The sequence below is a fragment of the Winogradskyella sp. 3972H.M.0a.05 genome, from assembly GCF_040493455.1.
Taxonomy (GTDB): Bacteria; Bacteroidota; Bacteroidia; order Flavobacteriales; family Flavobacteriaceae; genus Microcosmobacter.
In genome coordinates, this window is the sequence record NZ_JANFDA010000001.1 from 242708 (window position 1) to 256185 (window position 13478).

The following is a 13478-nucleotide window of genomic DNA, read 5'->3' on the forward strand; positions in this document are numbered from 1 at the left end:
GGCTGCGGAATCCGCAGCCTTTTTCTATATAGTATTTTTCTTAACTAATTACTCGTTGCCAGCTTAGTACTGTTAGACCATTGATTAACACTCACAACACGAGAGTCTATATAGTCTACTTCTTTCAAAGTATCTTCACTCCAAAAGAACCACTTGCCAACTTTCTTCCCATTATCATAATTACCGACAGCAGTTTTGTTTCCGTCTAAGTCATAACTTTTCCAAACACCATGAAGTTTACCATCTGCATTAAAAGTCCCTTGTTGCTCTATAGTACCATTGTCATGGTAATACGTTACTTCGGTCATATCTCCTTTCTTTTCTACTTTAGGCTTAATGGTTTCTTGACCATATATACTTAGAACGCTAAACATCAAGGCAAATACTACTATCTTTTTCATGATTCGAATGGGTTTTATTAATATTTATGTAACAAATATAACAATAAATTTACATTTTAGACATATTTACATAACATTAAATTAACATTAAAGCTGTATATGCTTAATTAACAGTCATTTAAATGTTAACAGAAGTATGCAAATCATAAGTTATCTGGCTGTAGAGCTAAAATCTAATGCACCTTAAACAAGTATATTATTTTTTTCGTATCGAGAACATAACATTTACATAACATTGCGTTCATAAGAAAATTTGAAATTTGCCAATTATTATTCTACTTATAATTCATGGAGAATATTTATGTGTACATGCTGGCCGCTCTTGCCTTTTTAGCAATAGCAGATTTAGTGGTTGGAGTGAGTAACGATGCGGTTAACTTTTTGAATTCCGCAATCGGTTCTAAAGCCGTTTCTTTCAGAACCATAATGATCGTAGCTAGTATTGGTGTTGCAGTTGGGGCACTATCATCTAGTGGTATGATGGAAGTCGCCCGGAAAGGAATATTTAATCCCGGACAGTTTATGTTCAGTGAGATTATGGTCATATTCACAGCTGTAATGCTTACAGACATTCTTCTCCTTGATTTTTTTAACACCTTAGGCCTACCAACCTCAACAACTGTTTCTATTGTATTTGAGCTTTTAGGAGCTTCCGTTTGTGTTGCCTTAATAAAGATCTCTGCCGATAATTCGCAGACATTATTCGATATTACCAATTACATAAACAACGAAAAGGCTATAGAGATTATACTGGGTATATTACTCTCGGTCGTTGTAGCTTTCACTATAGGTGCGCTGATACAGTTTGTATCTAGACTTTTACTGTCATTTAAATTCGAATCCAAACCATCTTGGTATGGTGCCATTTTTAGTGGTTTTGCAGTAACTTCTATTATGTATTTTATCCTTATAAAGGGATTAAAAAATGCAACATTTTTAAGCTCAGATTTGTTAGATAATCTTACATCAAATACATACGCCGTTATTGCTGTGAGCTTTGCATTCTGGACTATTCTATCTTATGTAATAATTACTGCTACAAAAAGTAATATCTATAAGCTCATCATTATCGTTGGTACATTTGCATTGGCAGTAGCCTTTGCTGGTAATGACTTAGTTAACTTTATTGGAGTTCCTATTGCGGCATATAATTCATATGAAGCATGGTCTATTAGTGGAGTCCTACCAGATAATTTTAGTATGGAAATTCTGGCTGCCAAGGTTAGAACTCAACCTTATTTATTGCTTTTAGCTGGTTTGGTTATGGTATTAACCTTATGGTTTTCCAGTAAGGCTAAAGCTGTTGTAAAAACTTCGGTAGATCTTTCTAGGCAAGATGATATTAAAGAACGTTTTGAACCTAATTTCCTTTCTAGAAACATTGTTCGCCTCTCTATAGGTCTGTCTGATTCCTTCAATAATTTGCTTTCAGAAAAAGGAAAAGCTGCCATAGAGCGCCAATTCAAAAAAATACCTATTCCACCAACTATAAAAGCTCAAGATGTTCCTGCATTCGACCTTGTAAGAGCATCCGTGAATCTTATGGTAGCGAGTGTACTTATTTCTATAGCAACATCAATGAAATTACCACTATCTACTACTTATGTAACCTTTATGGTAGCCATGGGTACTTCACTAGCCGATAGAGCATGGGGAAGTGAAAGTGCTGTGTATCGTGTTGCCGGAGTACTTAATGTAATCGGTGGATGGTTCTTTACCGCAATTAGCGCCTTTGTTGCCGCAGCTATAATGGCTTATATACTTTATTATGGTAAAGGGTATGCGTTAGTTGGCTTACTGGTATTAGCTATTGTTTTATTGATACGAAACTATTTAAGTCATAGAAAAAAATCAAAAATCCTAAGAGCTGAAGACAGCCTGAAAAAATCTGAAAGTAGTTCTATTCAAGGGGTTATACATGAGAGTGCAGACAATATTGCAAATGTTGTAAAGAGAGGAAATAAAATTTACTCTCAAGCCATTAATGGTTTAGCAACACAAAATCTGGCAGTTCTCAAAAAGAACAAAAAGCAGGTAGAAAAACTTTCCAATGAGATCGATGACTTAAGAGATAACATCTTCTATTTTATTAAAAACCTGGAAGAACCAAGTCTATCGGCAAGTAACTTCTACATCAATATCTTGAGTTACCTTCAAGATTTTGCGCAATCATTAGAATACATTTCTAAAGTAAGTCACAAACACGTTAACAATAATCATAAACGATTAAAATTCAGCCAGATTAGAGAGCTAAAAGAATTAGACAGCGAACTAGAGGCAGTTTTTGAAGATGTGAAACAAGCGTTTTTATCTAGGTCTTTTGAGCAAATTGGCGATGTCATTGCACGAAAGAATGAACTCTTCGATTTAGTAATGCTCAAAATTCAAAAACAAGTAGAGCGAACTAGAGATGAAGAATCTAGTCCAAAAAACACTACCCTTTATTTTGGTATCCTTTCTGAAACAAGAGACTTGCTGACTGAGACCATGAACTTATTAGAGGAATACTACAATTCTCACGATAGTGAGATAGAGCCAGCAACTATCAATGTTGAGAATGATAATGCAATAGATAGCGAGGAATAGGCTTATAGCTGCTGCTAAGTTTTCAGTATTACAAAAACCTTGTACCTTAGTGAAAATAAAACTCTATATGAGAATAGTTGCTTTTTTGCTTTTTTGCACCGTAGGTTTTGCTCAAACTATAACAAGCTCTCAACTTCTAGATAAAGCGATTCAATATCACGACCCTCAGGGAAATTGGTCTAATTTCAATGGTGTTCTAAAAATTATCATGGAAACACCAGATAAGCCAAACAGAGATAGTAAAATTCATATCAATTTACCTTTAGAATATTTTTATATCAAAGCAGTACAAGATTCTATCGAGTATGAATATACACTAGACAAAGACAAGTGTAGTTCGTCTCTCAATGCTGCTGCAGCTAAAACCCAAGGCTCAACTTCGCTTAGAGAAACCTGTAAAAAAGTAAGACGATATAGAGATTACTATACATACCTCTATGGTCTGCCAATGAAACTAAAAGATCCTGGCACTATCATCAATCCCAACATTGAAAAAAAGGTCTTTAAAGGCAAAACATACTTAGTGCTAAGTGCCTCTTACAAACAACATATTGGGACAGATGTTTGGAACTTCTATTTCGACCCAGATACCTTCGCTATGGAAGTCTATCAGTTTTATAAAACCGATGATAAAGGCAAGGTCAAAAAAGATAGTGGTGAATATATTTTGCTTTCAGAAATAGAAACCATTAACGGTATTAAAATGCCAAAAGTCAGAAAATGGTATTACAACAAAGGTGATAAGTACTTAGGCACAGATATTCTTAACAAAGTATAATGATGTGTTAAAACAAGGCTATGCCTTAGAATCTCAAATATTTATTATTATTTTAGGCTTCGCCAAAAATACCCCTCACCAACAACTATCTTTTTAAAATCTAATACTCATGAAAAAATTAGTGCCTTTTCTATTACTAAGTTTAATATTTGTTGCATGCAAAAAAACCGAAAACAATAGCATTGTGGAGCGTGATATTACAGTAAATTATCCTGAAACAAAGAAAGTAGATACTGTCGATGTATACTTTGAAACAGAAGTAAAAGACCCATACCGTTGGTTAGAAGACGATCGTAGTAAAGAAACCGAAGACTGGGTGAAAACTCAAAATGAAGCTACATTCGGATATCTAGACAATATCCCATATAGAAAAGAGCTTAAAGAGCGCCTTGAAAAAATGTGGAACTACGAAAAAGTAGGATCACCATTCAAAGAAGGAGGTTACACATATTACTACAAAAATGATGGTTTGCAAAACCAATATGTATTGTATAGAAAAAAGAATGATTCAGACACAGAAGAAGTGTTCTTAGACCCAAATACGTTTAGCGACGATGGAACTACCTCATTGGGAAGTATGACGTTCTCAAAAAATGGTAAAATTGCCGCATATTCTATTTCTGAAGGCGGAAGTGATTGGAGAAAAATCATAGTGATGGATGCTGAGACAAAAGAAATCAAAGAAGATACTCTGATTGATGTGAAGTTTAGTGGTATTTCATGGTACAAAAATGAAGGTTTCTACTATTCAAGTTACGATAAGCCTGAAGGCAGTGAACTTTCAGCAAAAACAGATCAGCACAAACTGTATTATCACAAGTTAGGAACTTCTCAGAAAGACGATAAATTAGTCTTTGGAGGTACTCCAGAAGAAAAACATCGCTATGTATATGGTTACCTATCAGAAGACGACAAATATCTTTTTGTAAGCGCTAGTATTTCTACTTCTGGGAACAAACTTTTCATGAAAGATCTAACGAATCCAGATGGTCAACTTGTACCTATCATAGACAATGTAGATAGCGATACATATGTGATAGACAACGTAGGCAGCAAACTTTATTTGGTTACAAACCTAGATGCTCCAAATCAAAAGATCGTCACTGTAGATGCTTCTAACCCATCTCCAGACCAATGGCAAGATTTTATTGCTGAAACAGAGAATGTACTCAGCCCTTCCACTGGAGGAGGTTATTTCTTTGCTGAATATATGGTTGATGCCGTTTCAAAAGTAAAACAATACGATTATGATGGTAAGTTTATAAGAGATGTAGAGTTGCCTGGCGTTGGAAATGCTGGTGGTTTTGGAGGCAAAAAAGAAGAAAAAACAGACTATTACTCCTTCACCAATTACAATACACCAAGTAGCATTTATAAATACAATGTAGATACTGGTGAATCAGAATTATACTGGAAACCATCAATAGACTTCAATAGTGATGATTATGAAAGTAAGCAGGTGTTTTATAACTCGAAAGATGGCACAAAAGTTCCTATGATCATTACACATAAAAAAGGATTAGAACTCAATGGTAAAAACCCAACTATCTTATATGGTTACGGTGGTTTCAATATTAGTTTGAATCCTTCTTTCAGCATCCCCAACTCTGTTTGGATGGAGCAAGGTGGTGTTTATGCTGTTCCTAACCTAAGAGGTGGTGGAGAATATGGTAAAGAATGGCACAAAGCTGGTACACAAATGCAAAAGCAAAATGTGTTCGATGATTTTATAGCTGCAGCTGAATACCTCATCGAAAATAAATATACTTCTTCAGAATATTTGGCTATTAGAGGAGGATCAAATGGAGGTTTATTAGTAGGTGCTACCATGACGCAACGACCAGACCTTATGAAAGTAGCATTACCTGCTGTAGGCGTACTAGACATGTTGCGTTACCATACATTTACTGCAGGAGCAGGTTGGGCTTACGATTATGGAACTGCAGAACAAAGCAAAGAGATGTTCGATTATCTTAAAGGATACTCTCCAGTTCATAATGTCAAAAACGGAATTGAATACCCAGCAACATTGGTAACTACTGGAGATCACGATGATCGTGTAGTACCTGCACATAGCTTTAAGTTTGCTGCGGAATTGCAAGCAAAACAGACTGGAAACAACCCAACATTGATTAGAATTGAAACTGATGCTGGTCATGGTGCTGGAACTCCAGTAAGCAAGACCATTGAGCAATACGCAGACATTTTTGGGTTTACTTTATACAATATGGGCTTTGATGTATTGCCTTCTAAGACTCAAGGAAAGGTAAAAGGCTAACAGTATTAACACATTGTTGCCTGATTTTTAGTATATTTAGGGCTATTCTAAAAAAATAAAACCTGACTATGATTAAAAAACTACTACTAACCTTAGTACTGCTTGCCCCTATCTCAATGTTTTCTCAGGATGATTGCGCCTCAGCTATCCCTGTTACTGCTGGCCTATACACCGTAAATGGTATTGATGGTGAAAAACCTACTCCCATCTGTGCTGAAAATGGCGATAACGCCACTGACGGTGAATGGTATACATATACCCCATCAGAAGATTTAAACCTAACTATTACAACAGATTTACAGCAAAATAGTGGTGGAGACACTCGCTTTCATGTTTATACAGGAAGCTGTGGAGCACTAACTTGTTTTGCAGGAGATGATGATGGTGGTGACATCGGAAATGGTTACCTTTCTTATGAAGCTATCAATGTAATTGGTGGTACAACGTATTACATTGCTTTTGATGATAATTGGAATGATGGTGGATTTGATTTCGAATTAATCGAAAACGCAACTGTTACGCCTCCACCTCCTCCACCTGTAACATTTACAACACAAAGCATAACTACTACTGGAGCTGATTTAGCTGTTGTAGATATGAATGGAGACTTCTTAGATGATATCGTAGCAGTTACCTCAACTAACGTCAATATTAACTATCAACTTAGTTCTGGAGGTTTTACAGTTAGAAATATTTCTACGCCTACAGCAGATTTTACACCAACCTGGAGTTTAGCTGCTGGAGATTTTAATGCTGATGGATATAACGATCTTTTATACGGAAACGGAAGTGGAGTGACTTTTATGAGAACTATTGTTGAGCCTGCAAATGTTGATAACGGCGATGCTTTTGATGATGTATCAGGGTTTACAGAATTATCTACATCAGAATACGTATTCTCTCAACGTTCAAACTTTGCTGACATCAATAACGATGGACACTTAGACGGCTTCGTATGTCACGATGTTGCACCAAATGTATACTATTTGAATAATGGTTCTGGAGATCTAACCTTTTACCAATCTGATGATCCTGATGCTCCTGTTTCTTTGGGGGTATATCCTTCAGGAGGAAATTATGGATCAATTTGGATTGATTATGATAACGATAGAGACTTAGATATGTTCATCGCTAAATGTGGTGGTGAAACAGCACGCAGAACCAATCAGATGCATACCAATGATGGTTCTGGAAACTACGCAGAGAATGCAGCTGCTTTAGGTCTAGCTGATCCAATGCAAACATGGTCTTCAGCATGGGGAGATTTTGATAATGACGGAGACATGGATGTTTTTGTTGGAGCAAGTAGTGGCTCGCACAAACTTATGGAAAATGACAACAATACGTTTGTTGACAAAACATCAGGATCTGGGATAAGTGTATTAACAGCTACATCTATTGAAACTGTTACTTATGATCTTGATAACGATGGTAACTTAGATGTTATCTCAGGAGGTAATGTGCTAATCGGTAATGGAGACTTAACATTTACTGTATATGAAGGATTACTCCCTCTAGGAGGTAGTGCATATGGAGATGTTAATAACGATGGTTTTATTGATAGCTTTAATGGTAATATTTACTTAAACGACGGTAACTCTAATAACTGGATTAAGATAAACACAATAGGTAAAGCTTACGATACACCAGACAGAAGTAACAGAAATGGTATTGGTGCTCGTGTAGAGGTTCATACAGATTCTGGTGTACGTATCAGAGATGTAAGAAGTGGCGAAGGCTTTGAATATATGAGCTCATTAAACACTCATGTTGGTTTAGGAACTGATGCTACAATCAATAGTGTTGTAATTTATTGGCCTTCTGGTATTGTTGATACCGTATTGGATCCAGATGTTAACACTACAATTACTGTGATTGAAGGCGACACACTTAGTATTGAAGATGAAGCATTAGCAGACGTGGAGATTTATCCAAACCCTGTAAAAGATGTTTTAACCATTACGACTAGTGCTCAACTAACAGATTATGTTGCTACTGTTTTTGATATCAACGGAAAGCGCATCATGAACCATAAATTGAGCTCAAATACGCTTAATGTAAACGAGCTACAAACAGGAATCTATTTCTTAAGATTAGAGTCCGAAGGAAGATCTATCAAACGAAAGTTTATTAAACAATAATTAAAAAAGCCGCTCACAATTAGAGTGGCTTTTTTGACAACTATTTCTACTTAATTATTAATACATAAAATTTGTAAAGATGATTAAAAAACTACTATTTATATTAATGCTTATTGCCCCTTTGGCAATATTCTCGCAAGTAATTAATCAATCTGGTAACTGGCCTAATACTGATTGGTCACTTTCTGGAAATTATGACCCTACATTCTTATATGAAAACCCAACCGTTGTTAGCGGTTCTGCTTCGTTTTCATTTGATGATGATGATGCAACTTCAGCATCAATAAACAATATTGCTGTTGAATCACCTATTATTAATTTAACACCTGCATTTAATGCTTCTGAAACCAGTATTATAGTAACTTTTCAATACGTGTTGAATCTTTTCCAGACTGAAACACTTAAGTTACAATATTGGGATTCAGATGCTTCCCAATGGATTGATTGGGATAGCCCTCTTGAGGAAAACTCTGGTAGCGCATCTGGTTTTTGTGATGATGCTTTTTCTACACATACAAGTACTCCGTTAAATATTATTGGTTTCAGCAACAATCAATTACAAAACTTTAGGTACCGTATCTTTTACGATGATAATACCTCTTGGGGTTTTGGGTTTTGCATAGAACAACCTTCTATAATTTCACAACAACCCCCAGCTTGTCCAAGTGTTGCTAATCTAGAGGCTAATGGTGTTACTGCTTCTGAGGCTATGATAACTTGGAGTACAGGTAGCACAGAAACCTCATGGCAATATGCCTTACAATTGGCTGGTGAAGGACCACCGACATCTGGTACTAATACTACAGCTACGTCACAAAACTTATCCGGTTTAAATTTTGGAACAGACTATATATTCTATGTTAGAGCTAATTGCGATGGTGATGGTTATAGTGTTTGGACAAGTGTGAGTTTTACTACCGATCTTGATTTGCCAATTACTTATTCTACTCAATCTGTATCAACTTCTGGTACAAATAGAGCTGTTGTGGACATGAATGGGGATTTCTTAGATGATATTGTTTCAATTAGTGCGACTAATGTAAACATTAACTTCCAGCAAAGTTCTGGTGGGTTTACAGAAAGAAACATTACGACGACCAATGCCGATTTTACACCAAGTTGGAGTTTGGCTGCTGGAGATTTTAATGCCGATGGTTACAACGACCTTCTTTATGGAGCTGGTTCTGGAGTAACTTTTATGAGAACTATTGTTGAGCCTGGAAATGTTGGTAATGGCGACCCTTATGACGATGTCTCTGGATTTACGGAATTATCTACATCTGAATATGTATTCTCGCAACGTTCAAATTTTGCAGATATTAATAATGACGGTAATCTAGACGCTTTTGTTTGTCATGATGTAGCACCAAATGTGTATTACATTAGTGATGCCAGTGGTAATCTAACTTTTTACCAATCCGACGATCCTAGTGCTCCTGTTTCATTGGGTGTATACCCTTCGGGAGGAAATTATGGATCAATTTGGATTGATTATGATAATGATAGAGACTTAGATATGTTCATCGCTAAATGTGGTGGTGAAACAGCACGTAGAACTAATCAGATGCATACCAATAATGGTTCTGGAAACTACACAGAGAATGCTGCTGCTATAGGTCTGGACGACCCAATGCAAACATGGTCTTCAGCTTGGGGAGACTTCGATAATGACGGAGACATGGATGTTTTTGTTGGAGCAAGTAGTGGATCTCACAAGTTAATGAGAAATGATAATAATAGTTTTGTTGATGCGACTAGTGGTTCAGGAATTAGTACATTATCCGCAACTTCAATAGAAACAGTTACTCACGATCTAGATAATGATGGAAATTTAGATGTCATCTCTGGAGGTAATGTGTTATTTGGAAATGGAGACCTTACATTCACCGTTTATGAAAACATTTTCCCAGGCAGTGGTAGTTATGGTGACCTCAATAATGACGGATTCATAGATCGCTTCAATGGGACGTTATACATGAGCGACGGAAACGCTAACAACTGGATTAAGATAAACACCATTGGTAAAGCTTACGATACACCTGAGAGAAGTAATAGAAATGGTATTGGTGCTCGTGTTGAAATACATACACCTTCCGGAACTCAGATTAGAGATGTAAGAAGTGGTGATGGATTTAGATACATGAGTTCTCTAAACACTCACTTCGGTCTTGGTACAGAAACTACAGTAAACAGTATTGTGATTTATTGGCCTTCTGGTGTTGTTGATGTTGTGGTTAATCCAACGATCAACTCAACAACAACTGTGATTGAAGGTGATACATTGAGTATTGAGGATGAAGCATTAGCAGACGTGAAGATTTATCCAAACCCTGTAAAAGATGTTTTAACCATTACCACTAGTGCTCAACTAACAGATTATGTTGCTACTGTTTTTGATATCAACGGAAAGCGCATCATGAACCATAAATTGAGCTCAAATACGCTTAATGTAAACGAGCTACAAACAGGAATCTATTTCTTAAGATTAGAGTCCGAGGGAAGATCTATCAAACGAAAGTTTATTAAACAATAAAGTTCTCTTTATATAATATTAAACCGCTCAAGTCTGAGCGGTTTTTTTGTGCTATTTTTGATCTATGCTTCAACTAAAAGATATTTCTTTCAGCTATAAAAAAGACAAAACTGTAGAGCTTCGAGAGCTTTCCGTTTCGGTTGGCGAAACATTGGCAATAATTGGAGAAAGCGGATCAGGAAAAAGTACATTGTTGAAGTTAATTTATGGTGAACATGACTTGCAAAAAGGAGAGATCTTTTGGAAAGACACTCAAATTCTAGGGCCTTCATATAACTTGGTTATAGGTTACGATTTTATGAAGTATGTCGCACAAGAATTCGACCTTATGCCTTACATCACTGTTGAAGAAAATATAGGTCAGTTTTTATCTAATTTCTATCCAGAAGAAAAACAGAAACGCATCAACGAACTATTATCTGTAGTTGAATTAGGAGACTTTTCTAATACCAAAGTACAGTACTTAAGCGGTGGACAAAAACAACGTGTAGCACTGGCTAAAGCTTTGGCCAAAGAACCAGAAATATTACTCCTCGATGAACCTTTTAGTCACATTGATAATTTCAAAAAACAGTCTCTGAGACGTAACTTATTTCACCATCTAAAAACCAGAAATATTACCTGTATTGTTGCGACTCACGATAAGGATGATGTTCTTGGATATGCAGACAATGTTATTGTTTTGCACAAAGGAGAACAATTGGCATACGACTCACCAGAAACATTATATAACAATCCCAAAGACCCTCTAGTTGCAGCCTTTTTTGGAGATTTCAATGTTATAGAACCGCATGGTATTGTATATGCCCATCAGTTAAAAGTTGTAATGCTCTCAGAAATAAAAGCAACTGTAATTCGATCCTTTTTCAAAGGCGATTATTATTTAATCGAAGCCGAATTGGATAACCAAACACTTCTGTTCCGTCATCAATCCGAGATAAACCCAGGAAACACGGTTTACTTAAAGCATATTCAATAATTTATATATCTTTGAACCAGTTCATTGAAAGCTCTTTTTTCAAATTTTGAAGGATCTGTAAGGCAATAGTGTCTTACATAAACTTTAAAATTTAATATTATGAATTGGAAAATTCAAAAACTTCAAAATGGCGAGACCATTATTTCAAAAGAGCCAGGTAATTCTATGTTACCTCTGTTAAAATCAAAGCAACCTGTAAAGCTAAAACCCATTACTTGGGAAGACTGCAACGTAGGAGATATTGTGTATTGCAAAGTCAGAGGTAATTGTTATACGCACCTTGTAAAAGGGAAGAATAACAAACGTGGTTTGCTTATCGGCAATAACCACGGAAGAATTAATGGATGGACAAAAAATGTTTATGGAAAAGTGATAGAAATATTACCAATGCCATAGGCATTATCTTTAAAAACATTACAATCAACATTTATAATTTACAAAGCTTCCTCAACTGAGTCAGCCGCTCTATGGTAATTACTAATAGCGTTATTTAACTTATCTAACATTCGATCCCTTAATTTTTGTGGTTTTATGACTTCGATACTATCTCCAAAACCAAGAATCAAGCGTTCTAGTTCAAAATTTACCTGCACAAGAATGTCAAAAACAACACCATCCTCTCGTTCTTCAATAATGCGTTGAGACTTGTGAAACGGCTTTGTAATCACATACGGCGCATTGGATTTATCTATCCAAAATTGTACACGTTGAGCTCTGGTTTTAGCAACTGTTACACCAACAACTTCACTGTAATATTCATCACCATCTACCTCTAAATCTTTATACAAAGCTTTCTCATCTTCGACGATTTTCGAAATACGATCCAATGCCAAACTAATATCCTTCCCTTTGTGCAATGCCAATACAAACCAACGATTATTGAACTCCTTGAGCAATTGAGGATGTATAGTCATCGTATTTGACGTTTTAGCCTTAAAAGACTGATAAGTAACTTTAATAACTTTCTTATTCTGAATAGCTTGATAAATCGGATCAATGAACTCCAATCCCTTTAGCTGCTCATTTTTATCCAGATGAATAATGGCACGTTTTTGCTTTTGTGAAGAATACACCGAATCCTCTAACCGTTGTAGCACACCATCCATTTCCTTGAACAATGAGAAATCCTTGAACTGTCGAAGCATCTCTATAGCTTCGTTCATTATTTTTATATCCTTGTCCGTAACAGGAATGTTTTTTATACTATAATCATCCTCAGCATAACGATAGTATTTTCTATCATAAACTTCTATTGGTGCATTATAACCCAACTTATCGCTTCGCATCATTTGGATGTCCAACTGAACCGTTCTTTTACTCACATAGGTATCCTTTCCTTCGTATTCGTAAAGTGCTTCAGAACAAGCATCAATGAGATCATCTAGAGTCCATCTTCTGAATGTATTCTGAAGACAATTGTCTATGGTTTTATATCGAATTAATGCGTTTTTATTTGAAGCCATTTTATTTAAAATTTTGAATAGATTTTAAAGATAAAAAAGCTACGCAGAAGAATTGCGCAATAATCAAAATGAAATATTTTTTTGCTTTTTTCAAAAAAAGTTAATACTACGTATTAAGCCTTCAAATTTTCTGAATCGGAAAAATTTTATTTTGAAAATTGAAAAATTAATTTAAATCTTTGTGCTGCATTAGAGCAAAAAATTAAGTTTAACTAATATCGAAGTCATGCAAGATTTTACGGCATATCTAAAAAGTCCAGAAGGAGATGATTCTTTTGTGAGGCTTCGGTTGTATAGTTAGTTATACCTTCAAAACATA

At 35.7% G+C, this 13478-nt stretch carries 9 protein-coding genes; 7 read left to right on the forward strand and 2 right to left on the reverse strand.

Going from position 1 to position 13478, the window contains the following annotated elements; all coding sequences use genetic code 11:
• Positions 1 to 44: 44 nt before the first annotated feature.
• Positions 45 to 401 (reverse strand): toxin-antitoxin system YwqK family antitoxin, encoded by a 357-nt coding sequence (locus NCE97_RS01045; protein WP_353777012.1) that lies wholly within the window; start codon positions 399 to 401, stop codon positions 45 to 47.
• Positions 402 to 689: 288 nt separating this feature from the next.
• On the opposite strand from NCE97_RS01045, the gene NCE97_RS01050 reads away from it, so the two are divergent.
• The 7 genes from NCE97_RS01050 to NCE97_RS01080 all read left to right on the forward strand — a co-directional run bounded on the left by NCE97_RS01050 (position 690) and on the right by NCE97_RS01080 (position 12092).
• Positions 690 to 2987, forward strand: a complete 2298-nt coding sequence (locus tag NCE97_RS01050; RefSeq protein ID WP_353777013.1) for an inorganic phosphate transporter — start codon at positions 690 to 692, stop codon at positions 2985 to 2987.
• 67 nt (positions 2988 to 3054) lie between these two features.
• A complete protein-coding gene (locus NCE97_RS01055) occupies positions 3055 to 3765 on the forward strand; it encodes a DUF6503 family protein (protein ID WP_353777014.1) in 711 nt (236 codons plus the stop codon).
• A gap of 109 nt (positions 3766 to 3874) precedes the next feature.
• The gene (locus tag NCE97_RS01060; protein WP_353777015.1) at positions 3875 to 6043 is read left to right on the forward strand and encodes a prolyl oligopeptidase family serine peptidase; all 2169 of its coding nucleotides are present in this window, start codon (positions 3875 to 3877) and stop codon (positions 6041 to 6043) included.
• A gap of 68 nt (positions 6044 to 6111) precedes the next feature.
• Positions 6112 to 8184, forward strand: coding sequence for a T9SS type A sorting domain-containing protein (locus tag NCE97_RS01065; protein ID WP_353777016.1), 2073 nt, complete (start codon positions 6112 to 6114; stop codon positions 8182 to 8184).
• A 79-nt stretch (positions 8185 to 8263) separates the two neighbouring features.
• Positions 8264 to 10717, forward strand: a complete 2454-nt coding sequence (locus NCE97_RS01070) for an FG-GAP-like repeat-containing protein (RefSeq protein WP_353777017.1) — start codon at positions 8264 to 8266, stop codon at positions 10715 to 10717.
• Positions 10718 to 10781: 64 nt separating this feature from the next.
• Positions 10782 to 11696 carry an ABC transporter ATP-binding protein gene (locus tag NCE97_RS01075; protein ID WP_353777018.1) on the forward strand — a complete coding sequence of 305 codons (915 nt, stop codon included), beginning with the start codon at positions 10782 to 10784 and terminating at the stop codon, positions 11694 to 11696.
• Positions 11697 to 11795: 99 nt separating this feature from the next.
• On the forward strand, positions 11796 to 12092 hold the full coding sequence (locus NCE97_RS01080; protein WP_353777019.1) for a S26 family signal peptidase: 297 nt from the start codon (positions 11796 to 11798) through the stop codon (positions 12090 to 12092).
• Between the two features lie 38 nt (positions 12093 to 12130).
• On the opposite strand, the gene NCE97_RS01085 is transcribed toward NCE97_RS01080, so the two are convergent.
• Positions 12131 to 13159, reverse strand: a complete 1029-nt coding sequence (locus NCE97_RS01085) for a helix-turn-helix transcriptional regulator (RefSeq protein WP_353777020.1) — start codon at positions 13157 to 13159, stop codon at positions 12131 to 12133.
• Positions 13160 to 13478 lie beyond the last annotated feature (319 nt).

What these genes read in the sequence shown, in the direction of transcription:
- NCE97_RS01075 (WP_353777018.1), top strand. Translation starts at nt 10,782, where the DNA reads ATGCTTCAACTAAAAGATATTTCTTTCAGCTATAAAAAAGACAAAACT.
- NCE97_RS01050 (WP_353777013.1), top strand. Translation starts at nt 690, where the DNA reads ATGGAGAATATTTATGTGTACATGCTGGCCGCTCTTGCCTTTTTAGCA.
- NCE97_RS01055 (WP_353777014.1), top strand. Translation starts at nt 3,055, where the DNA reads ATGAGAATAGTTGCTTTTTTGCTTTTTTGCACCGTAGGTTTTGCTCAA.
- NCE97_RS01045 (WP_353777012.1), bottom strand. Translation starts at nt 401, where the DNA reads ATGAAAAAGATAGTAGTATTTGCCTTGATGTTTAGCGTTCTAAGTATA.
- NCE97_RS01085 (WP_353777020.1), bottom strand. Translation starts at nt 13,159, where the DNA reads ATGGCTTCAAATAAAAACGCATTAATTCGATATAAAACCATAGACAAT.
- NCE97_RS01070 (WP_353777017.1), top strand. Translation starts at nt 8,264, where the DNA reads ATGATTAAAAAACTACTATTTATATTAATGCTTATTGCCCCTTTGGCA.
- NCE97_RS01060 (WP_353777015.1), top strand. Translation starts at nt 3,875, where the DNA reads ATGAAAAAATTAGTGCCTTTTCTATTACTAAGTTTAATATTTGTTGCA.
- NCE97_RS01080 (WP_353777019.1), top strand. Translation starts at nt 11,796, where the DNA reads ATGAATTGGAAAATTCAAAAACTTCAAAATGGCGAGACCATTATTTCA.
- NCE97_RS01065 (WP_353777016.1), top strand. Translation starts at nt 6,112, where the DNA reads ATGATTAAAAAACTACTACTAACCTTAGTACTGCTTGCCCCTATCTCA.